Annotated in this window: 17 protein-coding genes; 14 read left to right on the forward strand and 3 right to left on the reverse strand. The window is 66.8% G+C overall.

Annotated elements, in window-relative coordinates; all coding sequences use genetic code 11:
• Nucleotides 1-79 precede the first annotated feature (79 nt).
• The 4 genes from L8G49_RS16505 (at nt 80) to galU (ending at nt 3,094) form a co-directional block, all read left to right on the forward strand.
• Nucleotides 80-1,300, forward strand: coding sequence for a cysteine desulfurase (locus L8G49_RS16505; protein ID WP_242186806.1), 1,221 nt, complete (start codon nt 80-82; stop codon nt 1,298-1,300).
• Nucleotides 1,301-1,309: 9 nt separating this feature from the next.
• Nucleotides 1,310-1,768 (forward strand): SUF system Fe-S cluster assembly protein, encoded by a 459-nt coding sequence (locus tag L8G49_RS16510; RefSeq protein WP_010162122.1) that lies wholly within the window; start codon nt 1,310-1,312, stop codon nt 1,766-1,768.
• Nucleotides 1,768-2,121 carry an iron-sulfur cluster assembly accessory protein gene (locus L8G49_RS16515; protein WP_242186807.1) on the forward strand — a complete coding sequence of 118 codons (354 nt, stop codon included), beginning with the start codon at nt 1,768-1,770 and terminating at the stop codon, nt 2,119-2,121. The genes L8G49_RS16510 and L8G49_RS16515 overlap by 1 nt, the downstream gene beginning before the upstream one ends.
• A 103-nt stretch (nt 2,122-2,224) precedes the next feature.
• Nucleotides 2,225-3,094: a UTP--glucose-1-phosphate uridylyltransferase GalU gene (galU, locus tag L8G49_RS16520; protein WP_242138454.1), complete on the forward strand. Its 870-nt coding sequence runs from the start codon at nt 2,225-2,227 to the stop codon at nt 3,092-3,094.
• Between the two features lie 219 nt (nt 3,095-3,313).
• Here galU and L8G49_RS16525 read toward each other — a convergent pair whose 3' ends face one another.
• The 3 genes from L8G49_RS16525 to pdxH are packed head-to-tail and all read right to left on the reverse strand — an operon-like array spanning nt 3,314 to nt 5,663.
• Nucleotides 3,314-4,144, reverse strand: coding sequence for a PhzF family phenazine biosynthesis protein (locus tag L8G49_RS16525; RefSeq protein WP_242186808.1), 831 nt, complete (start codon nt 4,142-4,144; stop codon nt 3,314-3,316).
• Complete coding sequence (locus tag L8G49_RS16530; RefSeq protein WP_242138456.1) at nt 4,141-5,085, reverse strand: cation diffusion facilitator family transporter; 945 nt, start codon at nt 5,083-5,085, stop codon at nt 4,141-4,143. The genes L8G49_RS16525 and L8G49_RS16530 overlap by 4 nt, the downstream gene beginning before the upstream one ends.
• Nucleotides 5,082-5,663: a pyridoxamine 5'-phosphate oxidase gene (gene pdxH / locus L8G49_RS16535; RefSeq protein WP_242186809.1), complete on the reverse strand. Its 582-nt coding sequence runs from the start codon at nt 5,661-5,663 to the stop codon at nt 5,082-5,084. The genes L8G49_RS16530 and pdxH overlap by 4 nt, the downstream gene beginning before the upstream one ends.
• Nucleotides 5,664-5,733: 70 nt before the next feature.
• Between pdxH and L8G49_RS16540 the strand changes: the two genes are divergently transcribed.
• The 10 genes from L8G49_RS16540 to L8G49_RS16585 all read left to right on the forward strand — a co-directional run bounded on the left by L8G49_RS16540 (nt 5,734) and on the right by L8G49_RS16585 (nt 17,069).
• Nucleotides 5,734-6,012 carry a hypothetical protein gene (locus tag L8G49_RS16540; protein ID WP_242186811.1) on the forward strand — a complete coding sequence of 93 codons (279 nt, stop codon included), beginning with the start codon at nt 5,734-5,736 and terminating at the stop codon, nt 6,010-6,012.
• Nucleotides 6,009-6,215 (forward strand): type II toxin-antitoxin system RelE/ParE family toxin, encoded by a 207-nt coding sequence (locus L8G49_RS16545; protein ID WP_242186812.1) that lies wholly within the window; start codon nt 6,009-6,011, stop codon nt 6,213-6,215. Before L8G49_RS16540 ends, L8G49_RS16545 begins: the two co-directional genes overlap by 4 nt.
• A 154-nt stretch (nt 6,216-6,369) precedes the next feature.
• Entirely contained in the window at nt 6,370-7,233 is an 864-nt protein-coding gene (locus L8G49_RS16550) for a Ku protein (protein WP_242186813.1), read from the forward strand.
• Nucleotides 7,234-7,389: 156 nt separating this feature from the next.
• Nucleotides 7,390-9,864 (forward strand): DNA ligase D, encoded by a 2,475-nt coding sequence (ligD, locus tag L8G49_RS16555; protein ID WP_242186814.1) that lies wholly within the window; start codon nt 7,390-7,392, stop codon nt 9,862-9,864.
• 548 nt (nt 9,865-10,412) lie between these two features.
• Nucleotides 10,413-12,893: a circularly permuted type 2 ATP-grasp protein gene (locus L8G49_RS16560; protein WP_242186815.1), complete on the forward strand. Its 2,481-nt coding sequence runs from the start codon at nt 10,413-10,415 to the stop codon at nt 12,891-12,893.
• 160 nt (nt 12,894-13,053) lie between these two features.
• The gene (locus tag L8G49_RS16565) at nt 13,054-13,944 is read left to right on the forward strand and encodes a transglutaminase family protein (RefSeq protein ID WP_242186816.1); all 891 of its coding nucleotides are present in this window, start codon (nt 13,054-13,056) and stop codon (nt 13,942-13,944) included.
• A 73-nt stretch (nt 13,945-14,017) separates the two neighbouring features.
• Nucleotides 14,018-14,959 carry a DnaJ C-terminal domain-containing protein gene (locus L8G49_RS16570; protein ID WP_242186817.1) on the forward strand — a complete coding sequence of 314 codons (942 nt, stop codon included), beginning with the start codon at nt 14,018-14,020 and terminating at the stop codon, nt 14,957-14,959.
• Nucleotides 14,960-14,965: 6 nt separating this feature from the next.
• Complete coding sequence (locus L8G49_RS16575) at nt 14,966-15,925, forward strand: YihY/virulence factor BrkB family protein (RefSeq protein ID WP_242138465.1); 960 nt, start codon at nt 14,966-14,968, stop codon at nt 15,923-15,925.
• On the forward strand, nt 15,922-16,725 hold the full coding sequence (fabI, locus tag L8G49_RS16580; protein ID WP_347272077.1) for an enoyl-ACP reductase FabI: 804 nt from the start codon (nt 15,922-15,924) through the stop codon (nt 16,723-16,725). The genes L8G49_RS16575 and fabI overlap by 4 nt, the downstream gene beginning before the upstream one ends.
• Nucleotides 16,725-17,069, forward strand: coding sequence for a hypothetical protein (locus L8G49_RS16585; protein ID WP_242186818.1), 345 nt, complete (start codon nt 16,725-16,727; stop codon nt 17,067-17,069). Before fabI ends, L8G49_RS16585 begins: the two co-directional genes overlap by 1 nt.
• Nucleotides 17,070-17,531 lie beyond the last annotated feature (462 nt).

The following is a 17,531-nucleotide window of genomic DNA, read 5'->3' on the forward strand; positions in this document are numbered from 1 at the left end:
CATCCACCGCGCCGCACCGGCTGGCCGGACTTGTGGAGGGCTGGATCCTGAAACGAGTTCAGGATGACGGGAGCGTGGGATGAGCGTCGTGACTGAAACCCGGACCGCCGCGCTGGACCATGTCGCGGATTTCCCTGCCATCCCAACCGGCTGGGCGTATCTCGACACCGCCGCCACCGCGCAGAAACCGCAAGCCGTGATCGACGCGATCACCCGCGCCTATGACGCCAGCTACGCTACCGTCCACCGCGGCGTCTACCAGCGCTCCGCCGACATGACGCTCGCTTACGAGGCCGCACGCCGCAAGGTCGCGAGCTTCCTCGGCGCGGGCAGCGCGGACGAGATCGTCTTCGTCCGCGGCGCGACCGAGGGGATCAACCTCGTCGCGCATAGCTGGGCGGGGACGCAGCTCAAGGCGGGCGACCGCATCCTGTTGTCGCAGCTCGAGCATCACAGCAACATCGTGCCGTGGCAGATGGTCGCCGAGCGCGTCGGCGCGCATATCGACGTGCTTCCGCTGACCGCCGATCACCGGATCGATCTCGACGCGATGGCGGCAATGATCACGCCGCAGCACAAGCTCGTCGCGCTGGCGCATGTCTCGAACGTGCTCGGCTCGGTGCTCGACGGCAAGCGCGCGGCGGAGATCGCGCATTCGGTCGGCGCGAAGATCCTGCTCGACGGCTGCCAGTCGGTGCCGCGAATGACGGTCGACGTTGCCGCGCTCGATTGCGACTTCTACGTCTTCTCCGCCCACAAGCTGTACGGCCCGACCGGGATCGGCGTGCTGTGGGCGCGGCCCGAATTGCTCGAGGCGATGCCGCCGTACCAGGGTGGCGGGTCGATGATCGACAGCGTCAGCTTCGAACGCACCACCTACGCGCCGCCCCCCGGGCGGTTCGAGGCGGGGACGCCGCACATCGTCGGCGCGCTCGGGCTGCATGCCGCGATCGACTATGTCGAATCGATCGGGCTCGATCGGATCCACGCGCACGAAACCGCGCTCGTCACGATGACGCGCGAGGCGCTGTCGCAGATCAACTCGCTGACCCTGTTCGGGCCTGAGGATTCCGCCGGAATCGTCAGTTTCAGCATTCAGGGGGTGCATCCGCACGACATCGGCACCATCTTGGACGAAGCGAAGGTGGCGGTACGTGCCGGCCATCACTGCGCGCAGCCGCTGATGGCATCGCTCGGCGTCGATTCGACGGCGCGCGCGAGCTTCGGTGTCTACAACACCGCCGCAGACGTCGAGGCGCTGGTCCGCGGGATCGAGCGCGTGACGCGAATTTTTGGGTAGGACTTTCACATGAGTGACCGGATCGAGATCGAAGAGGTGACGGGCGTCGAGCAGCCCCCGCGCGCCCGCGTCGAAGCCGCAACCGAGACGTTCGAGCGCAAGCGCGACTATCTCGAAGGCTTCCTTACGCAAAAGCCGCAGGCCGATGCAGCGGGTGCGCCCGGTGGCGCGGTCTATGAGGGCGTGATCGAGGCGCTCAAGGACATTTACGACCCGGAAATCCCGGTCAACATCTACGACCTGGGTCTGATCTACGGCGTCGAAGTGACCGAAGCGGGACACGCCGTCGTGATGATGACGCTGACCACGCCGCATTGCCCGGTCGCGGAATCGATGCCGGGCGAGGTCGAGCTTCGGGTCGGCTCGGTCCCCGGGGTCGGTTCGGCCGAAGTCAATCTCGTGTGGGATCCGCCATGGGATCCCGCCAAGATGTCGGACGACGCAAAACTCGAACTGGGGATGCTGTAATGGCGACGATCGCCCGTCCGCGGCCTGCCGCGCTGATCCTCACCCCTTCGGCTGAGGCACGGATCGCCGCGCTGATGGAGAGGGCGCCCGCCGGTGCAATCGGCGTCAAGCTTTCGACGCCAAAGCGTGGTTGTTCGGGCCTCGCCTATTCGGTCGACTATGTATCGGAGGCGAAGCCGTTCGATGAACGCATCGAAACGCCGGGCGGTATTCTGTTCGTCGACGGGGCTTCGATTTTGTATCTTATTGGGTCGACCATGAACTGGGTCGAGGACGATTTTGCCGCAGGGTTCGTGTTCAACAATCCGAACGCCAAAGGCGCCTGTGGTTGCGGCGAGAGTTTCACCGTGTAGGCGGCTCGTCTGGCGCGTTTGTTACAGGTAACGCCCTTTAATTCTCTGCTGCAGCGCGGTAACGCGAGCTCGCGAATCGGAACGAGCTCGAAGGAATATTGCCATGGCTATCAAACCCCTGCGCAAAGCTGTTTTTCCGGTCGGTGGACTGGGAACACGCTTCCTTCCGGCTACCAAGGCCATCCCCAAGGAAATGCTGCCGGTGGTCGATCGCCCGCTGATCCAATATGCGGTCGACGAAGCGATCGAGGCGGGGATCGAGCAGATGATCTTCGTCACCGGTCGTGGCAAGTCCGCGATCGAGGACCATTTCGACATTGCCTATGAGCTCGAGGCGACGATGTCCGCGCGGGGCAAGTCGTTGCAGTTGCTCGAACAGACCCGGCTGACCCCGGGCGCGGTCGCCTATGTCCGCCAGCAGGAGCCGTCGGGCCTTGGTCACGCGGTATGGTGCGCGCGCGACATCGTCGGCGACGAGCCGTTCGCGGTGCTGCTCGCGGACGATTTCATGGTCGGCGAACCGGGCTGCCTCAAGCAGATGGTCGACGCCTATATGCAGACCGGCGGCAACATCATCTGCGCGCAGGAAGTCCCCGACAACCAGACGCACATGTACGGCGTGATCACGCCGGGCACGCGCGACGGCACGCTGACCGAGGTCAAGGGGCTGGTCGAGAAGCCGGCGGCCGGCACGTCGCCGTCGAACCTCGCGGTGATCGGGCGTTACATCCTCCAGCCTGAGGTGATGCGCATCCTCGAGACGCAGGGCAAGGGTGCCGGCGGCGAGATCCAGCTGACCGACGCGATGGCGCGGATGATCGGCGACCAGCCGTTCCACGGCCTAACCTTCCAGGGCAAGCGCTACGATTGCGGCGACAAGGCGGGGTATATGACCGCCAACCTCGCGGTTGCGCTGACGCGGCCGGAGATTGCCGAGACGGTGCGCGTGTTTGCGGTGGATTTGCTGAAGTAACCCGTACCGTCACCCCGGCGCAGGCCGGGGCCGTTTTGTTAGCTGGGCGCGGCGGGACAGCTGGGTGCGGTAACGCCGGTTTTACCCCCTGACATGGCGGCCCCGGCCTTCGCCGGGGTGACGGCGGTTTTCCAGGCGTTGTCCCGGCGCACCCTGCCGCCGCCCTGTGATTTTTGCGGCGGCGTGCCCCGAACCGTAGTCCTGACCCACGCGCAGGCGTCAGAGGGTGAACGTCCCCTCGAGCACCGTCACGCACCGCCCGCCGAGCACCACGCGATCCCCCTCCAGCCGGCACGTCAGATGCCCCCCGCGCGCGCTCGCCTGGAACGCGGTGAAGCGGTCGCGGCCGAGCCGCTGCGTCCAATAGGGCGTCATCACCGCATGTGCCGAGCCAGTGACCGGGTCCTCGTCGATCCCCGCACCCGGCGCGAAGACGCGGCTGACGACGTCGGTGCCGTCGCCCGGCGCAGTGACGATCGTCAGCACATCGGGTTCGGCGCTCCCCGCAACTTCGGGGTCCGCCGCGGACGGGCGACCCAAGGCGCGGAAATCAGGGTCGAGCGCGTGGATCTGGTCGGCATGTTCCAGCACGATCAGTGCGTAGCGATGCGGATGCCACAAAGTCTCGACCGCGGATTCGAGTCCCAGCGCCGCGACGATATGCGCAAGCGGCTTGGGTTCGGGCTTCCACGCCGGAAGCGCGAGTTCATAGCCCTCGCCCGCGCGCGTCACCGACAGGGTTCCCGCCTTGCGCGTGCGGAACCGCACGGCAGCGCGCGCCGGGTCGCCCGACAGCACGTAATGCCCGCTTGCGAGCGTCGCATGGCCGCACAGCACGACTTCGGACGTGGGCGTGAACCAGCGCAGCTCGTAATCGCTCGCGTCGGTCGTGTCGGGGACGATGAACGCGGTTTCGCTGAGGTTGTTCTCGGCGGCGATCGCCTGGAGCGTCGCGTCGTCGAGCCATTCGGTCAGCGGCATCACCGCCGCAGGGTTGCCCTCGAACGGCCGGCTTGCAAACGCGTCGATCTTTGTGATGGGGAGCTTCATATGCGTTTTCCGAACCAGTGCGGCGTCACGTCCGCTTCGACCAGAGGATTGTCGGTGTCGACATGGCCTTCGGGGTCGAGATGGATCAGCACCTCGACCTTGGGGAAGGCGCGGCGCAGCGCGACCTCGACGTTCTCGACGACTTCGTGCGCTTGCGCGACGGTGATGTCGCGCGCTACTTCCATGTGGAATTGCGCGAAATCATGCGCGCCTGAATGCCGCGTGCGGAAATCGTGGATGCCCTTGATGCCCGGTTGCCGCGCGGCGACCTCGATGAAGTCGCGGCGCATGTCCTCGGGCCATTCCTTGTCCATCAGCTGGTCGATCGCGTTGGACGAGGCACGGAACGCGCCATACGCCAGCCATAGTGCGATCACGATGCCGAAGATCGGGTCCGCGCTGCGCCAGCCGAGATACTGGTCGAGCACCAATGCGATGATGACCGAGCCGTTGAGCAGCACGTCCGACTGGTAATGGACGTTATCCGCGACGATCGCGACCGACCCGGTCTGGCGGATCACCGCGCGCTGATAGGCAAGCAGCACCATCGTCGCGAGGATCGCGACGATCGATACGCCGATGCCGAATTCCGCGCCCTTGGTCGGTTCGTTGCTGCCAAGCGCCATCACCGCGCGCCAGCCGATCCCGGCGGCCGACGCGGTGATCAGCATGACCTGGAACAGCGCGGCGAGCGCCTCCGCCTTGCCGTGGCCGAAGCGATGGTCGTGGTCGGCAGGCTGCGCCGCGAGCCGCACGCCGTACAAAGTGACGAGGCTGGCGAGCAGGTCGAGCCCTGAGTCCGCAAGGCTGCCGAGCATCGCGATCGAGCCGGTGGTCCAGGCGGCATAGGATTTAAGCGCAATCAGGCCGCAGGCCATTGCGACGCTCGCGATGGCGGCGCGGACGGTATGCGGGATCGCGAGGCGTTGTTCCTCGGTCATGGGTAGAGCAACCCCTCGGTCCACTGTCCGTTCCCGTCCGGCAGGAAGAGGCGGCGTTCATGCAACCGGTGCGCGCGGTCCTGCCAGAATTCGAGTCTGTCGGGCACGACCCGGTAGCCGCCCCAATGCGGCGGACGCGGGACGTCGCCGCCCGCGAACCGCTCGGTCATCGCGGTGAAGGCGGCCTCGAACGTGTCGCGCGTGTCGAGCGGGCGCGATTGCTCGCTCGCCCAGGCACCGAGCTGCGAATCACGCCCGCGGGTCGCGAAATAGGCGTCCGACTCGGCGTCGCTGACTTCGCTCAAAGCACCTTCGATGCGGACTTGGCGGCGGAGCGACTTCCAGTGAAACAGCAGCGCGACATACGGGTTCTCCGCGATCGCGCGTGCCTTGCGGCTCTCGCGGTTGGTGTAGAAGACGAAGCCGTCGCGGCCGTGCCCCTTGAGCAGCACCATCCGCGACGACGGCCGCCCCGCCGCATCGGCGGTGGACAGCGCCATGGCGTTGGAGTCGTTGATCTCGCTCGCGCGCGCCTCGGCATACCAGGCGTCGAACAGGGGGAAGGGGTCGCTGGACATCAGGGCGCTTTAGGACAAAGCCGCTTCAATCGCCACCGCTTCGCGCGTATCATCGGTGCGGAGGTAGCGCATGCCGATATCGGTGGTGATCAGCGAAGCGGCCAAGGCGCACGCCGAGGCATTGGTATCGAGCGGGCGCTATGAGTCGCTCGAGCAGGCGGTCGAGGCTGCGATCTGGCAACTTGATCCGCTGCCACGCGACGACGTCGTCGATCTTGACACCCTGCCGCCCGCCCTTCGCGCCAGGATCGAAGCGGGAATCGCTGCGGCGGATGCTGGGGACGTGGTCTATGGCGAGACGTTTCTCGACGAATTGAGCGCGAAATACCGGTCGATGATCGGTCGGTGAGGTTCATCTTTTCACGGCCTGCGCTGCAGGACGTGGCGGAAAGCGGCAACTGGATAGCACGCGACGATCCCGTCCGCGCCGATCGTTTTGTCGAAGAGATTCGGGCGTGCTGCCAGAATTTATGCGCGTACCCGTTCGCCTATCCGATCCATGAAGACTTTCCACGCCAGGGCGTGCGCCATCGCGTATTCGTCGCTACGTGATCTGTTACCGGGTCGAGCGTGACCGCGTGATCGTGATCGCGGTCTTGAACGGCGCGCGCGATGTAGCCGCAATTCTGCGCAGTCGGCTCGGATGACCGGAACGACTCAGCGCGCCAAGGATTGAATCGGTCTCGCAACGAAGGGACCGATCGCAATGGCCGCACGCGCCTATTGGCAAGGACAGATCCGGCTCGCGCTGGTGTCGATTCCGGTCGAGATCTACAGCGCGACCAAGTCGGGTGCGCAGGTCAGCTTCAAGCAAATTCATGAGCCGAGCGGCAAGCCGATCCATTACGACAAGGTCGTCACGGGGGTCGGTCCGGTCGATACCGACGAGATCATGAAAGGTTTCGAGTATGAAAAGGGCTCCTACGTCCTGCTCGAGCAGGACGAGATCGACGCGGTAAAGCTCGAATCGAAGAAGACGCTCGAGCTGACGCAGTTCGTCGACGCGAGCGAGATCGACGTGCTCTATTACGAGAAGCCGTATTTCGTCGTGCCCGCCGACGACCTCGCGGAGGAAGCGTTCATCGTGCTGCGCGAGGCGCTGCGGCGGACCAAGAAGGTCGGACTCGGGCAGCTCGCGATGCGCGGGCGGGAATATGTCGTCAGCCTCAAGCCGTGCGGGCGCGGGATGGTGCTCGAGACGCTTCGCTATGCCGATGAGGTCAACAAGGCGCAGGGCTATTTCCGCGACATTCCCGATGACGAGCCGGATGCCGACCTGATGGATCTCGCCGAGGCGCTGATCGAGAAGAAGAGCGGGGCGTTTCACCCGCAGGATTTCCATGACCGCTATGTCGATGCGTTGCGCGATCTGATCGAGCGCAAACGCAAGTCGAAGGGTGGCAAGATCATCGAGGACAAGGACGGGGATGCGCCCGCCAAGAGCTCGAACGTGGTCGATCTGATGGCGGCGCTGAAGAAGTCGATGGGGGGAAGTGCCGCCAAGGCCGAGGACAAGCCTGCGGCGAAGAAGGCGCCCGCCAAGCGCGCACCGGCTAAAAAGCGTGCGTAACGTGTGTCATCCTCCCCTCCCTGGAAGGGAGGGGGCAGGGGGTGGGTTGGTCCGAGGTGGAGCCGGTCGCCCGTTGCAGAGCGCCCCACCCCCGACCCCTCCCTTCCAGGGAGGGGAGAAGGCAGGTGTCCTGCTCTTCCACTCAGGGGAGCAAAAATGACCCTTGATCCGCTCGAAAAGTACAATTCCAAGCGCGACTTCGCCAAGACCGCGGAGCCTGCGGGTACGCTTGCGCCGGGTCATGGCAACCGCTTCATCGTGCAGAAGCACGACGCCAGCCGGCTCCACTGGGACTTCCGGATCGAAGTCGATGGCGTGCTCAAGAGCTGGGCGGTGACGCGCGGCCCCAGCATCGACCCCGACCAGAAGCGGCTCGCGGTGCGGACCGAGGATCATCCGATGTCCTATGCCGACTTCGAGGGGACGATCCCCAAGGGCGAATATGGCGGGGGCACGGTGATGCTGTGGGACAGCGGCACCTGGTCGCCGATCGCGGGCAAGAGCGCGAAGGACCTCGAGCACGGCCATCTCCACTTCGTCCTCGATGGCGAGCGGATGAAGGGCGAGTGGATGCTGATCCGGCTGAAGCCGCGCGGCAAGGAGAAGGGCGAGAACTGGCTGCTCCGCAAGGTCGGCGATGCGGAAGCGGGCGGCGCGGATACGCTGGTTGAGACCGGGCTGACGAGTGTTTCGACCGGCAGGACGATGGTGGAGATCGCCGAGGGGGCGAAGCCTGCCGTTCCCCGGCGAAAGCCGGGGCCCAGGGTTACGAAGGCTGCGCTCGTTGCTCTGGATTCCGGCCTTCGCCGGAAAACGGGGAAGCCAGTGTTCCAGGAGCCGCAGCTCTGCACGTTGGTCGACTCGGTGCCGTCCGGGAACCAGTGGCTGCACGAGGTCAAATATGACGGCTATCGCGCGCTGATCGCGGTAGCCAAGGGCAAGGCCAAGGTCTTCACCCGCTCGGGCCTCGACTGGACCGACAAGTTCCAGGCGATCGCCGACGCCGTCGCGAAGCTCCCGGTCGCCACCGCTTTGTTCGACGGCGAAATCGTCGCGTTCAAGGATGGCAAGCCCGATTTCTCGACGCTCAAGAATGCTATCTCATCCGGCGGCGACATGACCTTCTTCGCGTTCGATCTGCTCAGCGTAGACGGCGAGGACCTGACCGCGCTCGCCAACAGCGCGCGCAAGGACCGGCTCCAGCCGCTGATCGACGGCAAGGACGCGCGCGTCCAATATTCGGAGCATGTCGTCGGGCAGGGCGAGGCGCTGTTCGAGACGATGTGCCGCGAGGGTTATGAAGGCGTCGTCTCCAAGCGCGCCGATGCGCCGTATCGCGGCAAGCGGACGCAGGCGTGGCTCAAGATCAAATGCACCCGGCGGCAGGAATTCGTGATCGTCGGCTGGACCGCGAGCAGCAAGGCGCGTGGGTTCGCCTCGCTGTTGCTCGGGGTCCACGGGCCGGACGGGCTGATCTACGCGGGCAAGGTCGGGACCGGGTTCGACACCGCGACGATGCTCGACCTGCGCGCGCGGATGGAGAAGATCGAGCGCAAGACTCCGACGGTCGAGGCCCCGCGCGCGGCGGTGAAGGGCGCGCATTGGGTCACCCCCAAGCTCGTCGCCGAAGTCGCCTTCGCCGAGACCACCCCGGACGGCGTGCTGCGCCATTCGAGTTTCCTCGGCCTGCGCGAGGACAAGAAGGCGTCCGAGGTCGTCGCCGAAACCCCGGCGGCGGCACCGGTTGCTGCGGGCGAAGTTCCCGAGACCAACGTCAAGGTCAGCAACCGCGACCGCGTGATCTTCCCCGAATCGAACGTCACCAAGGGCCAGCTCGCGGATTATTACGCGAAGGTCGCGGGTATCATGCTCCCCTTCGCGGGCAACCGGCCGATCAGCCTCGTCCGCTGTCCGCAAGGCCGCGCGAAGCAATGCTTCTTCCAGAAGCATGACGCCGGGAGCTTCAAGGAGGATCAGGTCCACAAGGTGCCGATCCTCGAAAAGGACGGATCGACCGAGGAATATCTCTACGTCGACGATGCCGACGGGCTGGTCGCCTGCGTCCAGATGGGAACGATCGAATTCCACGGCTGGGGGTCTTCGGTCGGAACGCTCGAACAGCCCGACCGGCTGGTGTTCGATCTCGACCCGGACGAGGACCTCGGATTCGACGTGGTCAAGAAGGCGGCGGAGGATCTCAAGGAGCATCTTGCCGAACTCGGGCTGGTGAGCTTCGCGCTGCTGTCCGGCGGCAAGGGCGTCCATGTCGTCGTGCCGCTGACGCCGCAGGCGGAATGGCCCGCGGTCAAGGATTTCGCGGACCGCTTCGCGCGGGCTTTGGGCGAGGCGGAACCCGAGCGGTTCGTCGCGACCATGTCCAAGGCGAAGCGCAAGGGCCGGATCTTCATCGACTGGCTGCGCAACCAGCGCGGCGCGACCGCGGTGCTGCCGTACGTCGCGCGCGCGCGTGCCGGGGCGCCGGTCGCGGCACCGGTGTCGTGGACCGAACTCCGCGCGCTCGACGCTGCGAACCGCTGGAGCGTCAACGACGCCGACGAACTGATCGCGCGGGCGGCGTCGCCCGGCCTCGCCGGGTGGGGCGTGGCGGATCAGGTTCTGCCCGATCTTTGATTGCGATGTTGCGCTAGCGAAGGGATTGTGGCCAAGTCGGCCGGGGATCAAAGGGGCCCGAGTGATCGTCACGCCATCCATTTGCTGTTCCCACGGGTCGACCGGCGTTCCGCTCCGGGCGGCGGCTATGGCCGCGTGCGCACCGCTTGCGCCGTGTTCCTGCGAAGGCAGGAACCCAGAGCCAAGCCGGACAAGGCCGGCAGGCGCGCGATACCCCTGGGCTCCTGCCTTCGCAGGAGCACGACGGTCGTTGTTCGGTGGTCTCGCCCAAGACCGAGGAATCTGATGGCCGCCGCTCCCACCCCCTCGCTGCCCGACGCGGGAACGCCCGCCGCGCGCCGGATCGCGGATTGTTGCGCGGGCGCAGAGCTCCGAGCAGCGGACCGCACGCGAACGTCCGGATCACCGCCTGCCCCGTGTTCCTGCGAAGGCAGGAACCCAGAGCAAAGTGGAATTACGCCGGTTGGCGCGCGGTACCCCTGGGCTCCTGCCTTCGCAGGAGCACAACAAGCGGGCGGGCGTGGTATCGCCCTACGGCGAGCGACCTGATGGCCACCGCCCCCGCCCCCTCGCTGCTCGACGCCGGAACCCATGCCGCGCGCTGGATCGCGGACTATCGCGCGCGCGCCGGCGCGGGGGACGTGCTCGGCGCGCAGCCCGATCCCGCCTGGGCCGCGATGTTCGAGGAACTCGCGGCGGGGGCGGGCGACGATCTCGCCACCGCGCGCGACCGGGTGCAGCGGCATGCCGAGGATATCGGCACCGGCTTCCGCATCATTGGCGAAAGCGAGGAGCGACCGTGGCCGCTGTCGCCCGTCCCGCTGCTGATCGCCAGCGACGAATGGCGGCATATCGAGGCGGGGATCGTCCAGCGCGCCGACCTGCTCGAAACGATCATCGCGGATCTGTACGGGAGCGCGTCGCTGGTCACGCGCGGGCTGCTCCCCGCGGCGCTGGTCGGCGGCTCGCCGCATTTCCTGCGCCCGATGGCGGGGCTGGTGCCGCCCGGCGGGCATCATCTGCATTTCGTCGCGATCGACCTCGGGCGTGGGCCGACCGGCGAGTGGCGTGTGCTCGCGGATCATCTGCGCGCGCCGGCGGGGGCGGGCTATGCGCTGGAAAACCGGCTCGCGATCGCGCGGTCGCTCGGGGGGCTGCAGGCGCGGCTCAACGTCGAACGCCATGCGCCGTTCTTCGCGGCGTTCCGCGACGGGCTGGCGGCGGCGTGCCGCCGGGTCGAGCCGCGCATCGGCTTGCTGACGCCCGGCCGCTACAGCGCGAGTTATGCCGAACAGGCGCATCTCGCGCGCTATCTCGGGTTCCTGCTGGTCGAGGGGCCGGATCTCGCCGCGCTCGAGGACAAGCTCTATGTCCGCACGATCGGCGGGCTCAAGCGCGTCGATGCCTTGTGGCACCGGATCGACCCGCGCCTGCTCGATCCGCTCGCGTTCGATTCGCATTCGCGGATCGGGGTCGCCGGGCTGATCGACGCGGTGGCGGCGGGGAATCTGGTGATCGCCAATGCGCCGGGCGCAGGTGTGCTCGAATCGCCCGCGTTCGGCGCGTTCCTGCCGCGGATCGCGGCGCGCGAGACCGGGCGGGACCTGATCCTCCCCAATATCGCGACCTGGTGGTGCGGGCAGGATGCCGCGCGCGCCAGCGTGATCGAGGATCTCGACACGATGCTGATCGGCCCCGCCTTCGGGGTGGCGCCGCTGGGCTTGCCCGACGGCATCGCGCGGCCCGGGATCGAAATCACCGGGGAGGCACGCGCCGCGTTGCTCGCCGACCTCGAGCGCCGTCCGCAGGATTATGTCGGGCAGGAGATCGTCCGGCTATCGACGATGCCGGTGGTGACCGACGCGGGGCTCGCGGCGCGTCCGTTCACGCTGCGCGTGTTTGCCGCGCGCGGGGGCGATGGGCGCTGGACCGTCCTCCCCGGCGGGTTCGCGCGGATCGGCGAGCATCCCGATCCGCGGGCGTCGGTGATGGGGCAGGGGACGTGGTCCGCCGATGTCGTCGTCCATGGCAGCGACGAATCGGTCGCGCCGGTGTCGCTGCTCCAGCCCGCCGACACGATCCACGTCCGCCGCAACCCGGGCACGCTGCCGAGCCGGGTCGCGGACAATTTCTTCTGGCTCGGGCGCTATCTCGAACGCGGCGAGGCGTTGCTCGGGGTGATCCGCGTGATGCTGGGCAATTCGATCGATGCCGATGCGGGCGCGGCGCTCGCGGTGGAGACGGTCGGCAAGCTCGTCGGGCTGGTCGTCAATGGCGGCGGCGCGCCGCATCCGGCGACGCTGCGCCGCGCCGATCTCGCCGCGTTTGCGCGCACCGCGCTCGAGGATGACGGCTGGCACAGCGTGCGGACGATCAACCGGCTCGCGCGCGGGATCGGGCAGGGGTCGCGCGACCGGCTGGCGGCGGACGTGATTCGCCTGCTCGACGCGCCCTTCCCGAGCCGGGGCGGGATGCTCGATCGCGCGGGGTCGCTCCAGCGGCGCTATGCGGCTTTGTCGGGATTGTCGGCGGAGCATATGGGGCGGACCGCGTCGTGGCGATTCCATGATCTCGGGCGACGGCTCGAGCGCGCGACGACGATGACGCGCGCGATCCGCGCGTTCGGGCTGGCGCGCGCGAGCGGGGACGATCTGTCGACGCTGCTCGATCTCGCCGACAGCCAGATCAGCTATCGCCAGCGCTATCTGACCGGGATGGCGCGCGTGCCCGTCGTCGACCTCGTTGCGCTCGACCCCAACAACCCGCGTTCGCTCGCCTATCAGATCGTGCGGATCTGCGAGCATCTGAAGGATTTGCCCGTGCTCGAGGACGACGGGATGGAGGAGCCGCAGCAGGCGCAGGGGACCGTGCTCCACGCGATCGTCTCGACCGCGACCGCCGCGGCGCTCGATGCGGATATCCTCGGCGACGTCGAACGGCGGCTGTTCCAATTGTCCGAGGCGATCGCGCGGCGCTATTTTCTACAGGGCGCGGAGCCGCTCCGCGCGGCGGGGATGGTGCTCGCGTGAGCCGACAATTTCGATCCATCGCTTGTGTTCCTGCGAAGGCAGGAACCCAGAGTTGGGCAAAGCCGCCGCGGATCGTGTCCGGGACTCCTGGACTCCTGCTTTCGCAGGAGAACAGTTCGGTATTGGCAAAGGTATCGCCGAGCCCGGGAGGGGCGATGCGATGATCTACGACATCCGCCACGTCACGCGCTTCGATTACGGTGGCAACGTCAAGTTCGCGCGCTGCAACCTGCGGCTCAAGCCGATCCACTGGTCGGGGCAGCGGCTGCTCGATTATGACCTGCGCATCTCCCCCGCCGGGCGCGTGTCGCCTGCGCGCGCGGAGGCGGGGCTGGCCAACGTCGTGCGGCTGGTGGTCGACGAACCCGTCCGGCATCTCGTGATCGAAAGCATCTCGCGGATCGATATCGACCGGCCCGTCCCGATGCCGTCGGACGGATCGCCGCGGCTCCACGACATCGCGGTCGCCGCGCGCGCGAGCCGCGATCCGTCCCCGGCGGGCCCGGCGAGCTATCTGTTCCCGTCGCCGCTGATCCCGCTTGACCGCGACATTGCGGACTATTGCGCGCTCGATCTCGATCCGGATCGCCCCGCGCTCGACGCCGCGATCGCGCTGGCGCAGCGGATCCAGCACGACTTTGCGTTCGATCCGCATGCCACCCTGGTCGACACCCCCCCGCACGAGGCGTTCCTCAAGCGCGGCGGCGTGTGCCAGGATTTCGCGCAGATCATGATCACGGGCCTGCGCGCCGCCGGCCTGCCCGCCGCTTATGCCTCGGGCTATATCCGCACGATCCCGCCGCCCGGACAGGCGCGGCTCGTCGGGGCGGATGCGACGCACGCGTGGGTGCTGCTGTGGTGCGGGCCGGAGCTCGGCTGGGTCGGGGTCGATCCGACCAACGGGATCTGGATGGCGGGCGACCATATCGTGATGGCGATCGGGCGCGATTACGGCGAGATCGCGCCGATCGACGGCGTCGTGCTCGGGTCGAGCGCGCAGAAGATGGATGTCAGCGTTGACGTCGCGCCTGTGCTAGAGCCGGTCGCCTGAGATTTGCGCCCAGTATTTGCGCTAGCCGTAATGACTCCCCAAATACGGGGAAAGACCAGCACCGGGGATAGAAGTGGCCGATCCGTACACGACATTGGGCGTCGAACGCACCGCGAGCGAAGCGGACATCAAGAAGGCGTATCGCAAGCTCGCGAAAGAACTCCATCCGGATCGCAACAAGGACAACCCCAAGGCCAGCGACCGCTTCGGCAAGGTGACGCAGGCCTATGATATCCTGAACGACAAGGACAAGCGCGCGCGCTTCGACCGTGGCGAGATCGACGGCGACGGCAATCCCGCGTCGCCGTTCGGCTTCGGTGGTCCGGCGGGTGGCGGCGGCGGGTTCCGTCCCGGGCCGGGCGGGCAGGGGTTCCAGGCGGACGGCCCCGACCTCAGCGACATCTTCGAGGGCATGTTCTCAGGTGGCGGTCGCGGCGGCGGCGGTTTCTCGGGCGGGTTCGGGGGGTTCGGGCGCAATCGCGAACAGCCCAAGGGCGCGAACGTGCTCTACAAGCTCGACGTCCCGTTCACCGACGCCGCCGCCGCCAAACCGCAGCGGATCACGCTCGCCGACGGCAAGACGATCGACCTCAAGCTTCCCGCGGGGCTCGAGAGCGGCGCGCAGATGCGGCTCGCGGGCAAGGGCCAGCCGGGGCCGGGGGGCAATGGCGACGGCATCGTCACGCTCGAGATCGAACCGCACCGCTTCTTCTCGCGCGACGGCGACAACGTCCTGCTCGACCTGCCGATCAGCCTGTCGGAAGCCGTACTCGGCGCGAGCGTGCGTGTGCCGACGGTCGAGGGCGCGGTGATGCTGACGGTGCCCAAGGGCTCGTCCTCGGGCAAAGTGCTGCGGCTGCGCGGGCGCGGGTTCCACCGCAAGGACGGCACGCGGGGCGACCAGATGGTGACGCTCATGGTCGATCTCCCGGTCGATGACGATGCGCTGATCGAGTTCGTACAAGGCTGGAAAGACCGCGACTTAGGGAACCCCAGGGGCGACATGGGCGTCTGATCCCGGATGAGTGATGTATCCCCCGCTTCGCCCGAAGAACGTGCCGTCCGTGGCGAGGCGGGGATCCACCCCGATAATGTGGCGCCCAATGCCCGGCTGCTGGCGCGGGCCTGGCAGGTCACCCGGCGCGCGTTGATCGGCGTCTTCTCCGATGGTTTCATCCATGCGGGTAACCTCGCCTATCTGGCGTTGGTCACCGTTTTCCCGTTCTTCATTCTGGCGGCGGCGATCGCTTCGCTGCTCGGCCAGAGCGCCGAGACCCAGCGTGCGGTCGCATCCTTCCTGCACGTCCTGCCCGGGAACGTCGCGGAACTGCTCGAAAAGCCGATCCACGACGTGCTGCTGGCCAGGACCGGATCGCTGCTTTGGATCGGTGCGCTGGTGGCCTTGTGGTCCGTCGGCAGTTTCGTCGAAACGATCCGGGATATTTTCCGTCGGGCCTATGGCGTCAAGTCGAGCAAGCCGTTCTGGCATTACCGGATCAGTTCGATGCTCGTGATCGTCGCGTCGGTGGTGCTCGCCCTGTTGTCCTTCCTGGTGCAGGGGATGCTGACCGCGGCGGAGCGGTTCATCTATGCGCTGCTGCCGTTTGCGGAGAATGTCGCGGGCTGGATCGGACTGTCGCGCGCGGTGCCGGGCGTGGTGATGTTCGGCGCGCTGTACATGCTGTTCCTCTCGGTCACCCCATCGAAGTACCGCGTCAGCAAATGCCCCAAATGGCCTGGTGCCTTGTTCACCACGGTCTGGTGGATCACCATCACCGCCTTGCTGCCGCTGGTACTGTCGCAACTTGGCAGCTATGACCTGACCTATGGCAGCCTGGCGGGCGTGATCGTCGCGCTGTTGTTCTTTTTCCTGGTCGGTTTGGGGATCGTGTTCGGGGCGCATCTCAATGCAGCACTGGCGGAACCGCCCGAACAAGGGGTAGAGAGCGCAACAGACCAACAGGAGGCGGTAGCGGCGTGACGGAATTGATGGCGGGCAAGCGCGGGTTGATCATGGGCTTGGCCAATGATCGCTCGCTCGCCTGGGGGATTGCCAAGAAGCTGAGCGAAGCGGGGGCGGAACTCGCGTTCAGCTACCAGGGCGAGGCGATGGAAAAGCGGGTACGCCCGCTGGCGGAACAGCTGGGCGTTGCTCGACTGTTCGATTGCGACGTGTCGGACATGGGGGCGCTCGACGCGACCTTCGCGGATCTCGCGAAGGAATGGCCGACGATCGATTTCGTCGTCCATGCGATCGGCTTCTCCGACAAGAACGAGCTGCGTGGCGGCTATGTCGACACCAGCCTCGACAATTTCCTGATGACGATGAACATCTCGGTCTATTCGTTCGTCGCGGTGTGCAAGCGCGCGGCGGCGATGATGCCGAACGGCGGCGCGCTGCTGACGCTCAGCTATTATGGCGCGGAGAAGGTCATCCCGCATTACAACGTCATGGGCGTCGCCAAGGCCGCGCTCGAGACGAGCGTGCAATATCTCGCGGTCGACCTCGGGCGCGACAACATCCGCGTCAACGCGATCTCGGCGGGGCCGATCAAGACGCTTGCCGCCTCGGGAATCGGCGATTTCCGCCTGATCCTCAAGTGGAACGAGCTCAACTCGCCGCTCAAGCGCAACGTGACGATCGAGGACGTCGGCGGGGCGGGGCTGTATTTGCTGAGCGACCTCGCGAGCGGCGTGACCGGCGAGACGCACCATGTGGATGCAGGCTATCACGTGATCGGCATGAAGGCCGAGGACGCGCCGGACATCGCGCTGGCGTAATGGCGTTCGCGCTGGACCACGTGCAGATCGCCATCCCGCCGGGTAGCGAGACCGAAGCGCCTGGCTTTTACGGCACGCGGCTGGGCTTGCGCGAACTCGACCGTCCCGCAATTCTGGCGGGGCGGAGCGGGTGCTGGTACGATCTCGGTCTCCACCAGCTCCATCTCGGCGCGGACGCGGATTTCCATCCCGCACGCAAGGCGCACGTCGCGCTGACGACCGACGACCTTGCCGCGCTGCGCATCGGCTTCAGGATGCCGGCTGTCCGATCGGCGAGGACGTGCCGCTCCCCGGGCGCACGCGGTTCTTTACCGAGGATCCGTTCGGTAACCGCCTGGAACTGATCCAGCTGGGGTGAGCCGCAGCTGGGTGCGTTTGGCGCTGTCGTATGTCCGGCCGGCGGAAGCGGCCGGTCCCCAATCGACCAATTTGCGCTGTTTCAACCAAATGCGTCGGGGGCCGCCATGAAAGGGTCACACCCCCCCCGGTCACCCCGGCGCAGGCCGGGGCCGGCCTGTTGTTCAGACGCAACCGGCGATACAGGGCCCGATCGCACCGGCACGCCCGGGTAACCAGACGGCCCCGGCCTTCGCCGGGATGACGGTCGGGCGCCGAGCGACTTTCGCAAGGGAGCTCGCCTACGCCGGAATGACGGACAGGTTGCAAGGAATTTCGTCCCCCCACCGTCATCTCCGCCAGGTCAGCTGCCCCACCAGATCGTGACGTTCAGCCGCTAATGCAGGCCGCCACCATTCCGGAAGCGGACATGCAGCTTTCGGGGATGGAAGCGGACGGACCGCAATCGA

Source organism: Sphingomonas sp. CARO-RG-8B-R24-01 (assembly GCF_022662295.1).
GTDB lineage: Bacteria > Pseudomonadota > Alphaproteobacteria > Sphingomonadales > Sphingomonadaceae > Sphingomonas.

Coding starts and splice junctions, on each gene's coding strand:
- L8G49_RS16505 (WP_242186806.1), top strand. CDS start 80: ATGAGCGTCGTGACTGAAACCCGGACCGCCGCGCTGGACCATGTCGCG.
- L8G49_RS16510 (WP_010162122.1), top strand. CDS start 1,310: ATGAGTGACCGGATCGAGATCGAAGAGGTGACGGGCGTCGAGCAGCCC.
- L8G49_RS16515 (WP_242186807.1), top strand. CDS start 1,768: ATGGCGACGATCGCCCGTCCGCGGCCTGCCGCGCTGATCCTCACCCCT.
- galU (WP_242138454.1), top strand. CDS start 2,225: ATGGCTATCAAACCCCTGCGCAAAGCTGTTTTTCCGGTCGGTGGACTG.
- L8G49_RS16525 (WP_242186808.1), bottom strand. CDS start 4,144: ATGAAGCTCCCCATCACAAAGATCGACGCGTTTGCAAGCCGGCCGTTC.
- L8G49_RS16530 (WP_242138456.1), bottom strand. CDS start 5,085: ATGACCGAGGAACAACGCCTCGCGATCCCGCATACCGTCCGCGCCGCC.
- pdxH (WP_242186809.1), bottom strand. CDS start 5,663: ATGTCCAGCGACCCCTTCCCCCTGTTCGACGCCTGGTATGCCGAGGCG.
- L8G49_RS16540 (WP_242186811.1), top strand. CDS start 5,734: ATGCCGATATCGGTGGTGATCAGCGAAGCGGCCAAGGCGCACGCCGAG.
- L8G49_RS16550 (WP_242186813.1), top strand. CDS start 6,370: ATGGCCGCACGCGCCTATTGGCAAGGACAGATCCGGCTCGCGCTGGTG.
- ligD (WP_242186814.1), top strand. CDS start 7,390: ATGACCCTTGATCCGCTCGAAAAGTACAATTCCAAGCGCGACTTCGCC.
- L8G49_RS16560 (WP_242186815.1), top strand. CDS start 10,413: ATGGCCACCGCCCCCGCCCCCTCGCTGCTCGACGCCGGAACCCATGCC.
- L8G49_RS16565 (WP_242186816.1), top strand. CDS start 13,054: ATGATCTACGACATCCGCCACGTCACGCGCTTCGATTACGGTGGCAAC.
- L8G49_RS16575 (WP_242138465.1), top strand. CDS start 14,966: ATGAGTGATGTATCCCCCGCTTCGCCCGAAGAACGTGCCGTCCGTGGC.
- L8G49_RS16585 (WP_242186818.1), top strand. CDS start 16,725: ATGGCGTTCGCGCTGGACCACGTGCAGATCGCCATCCCGCCGGGTAGC.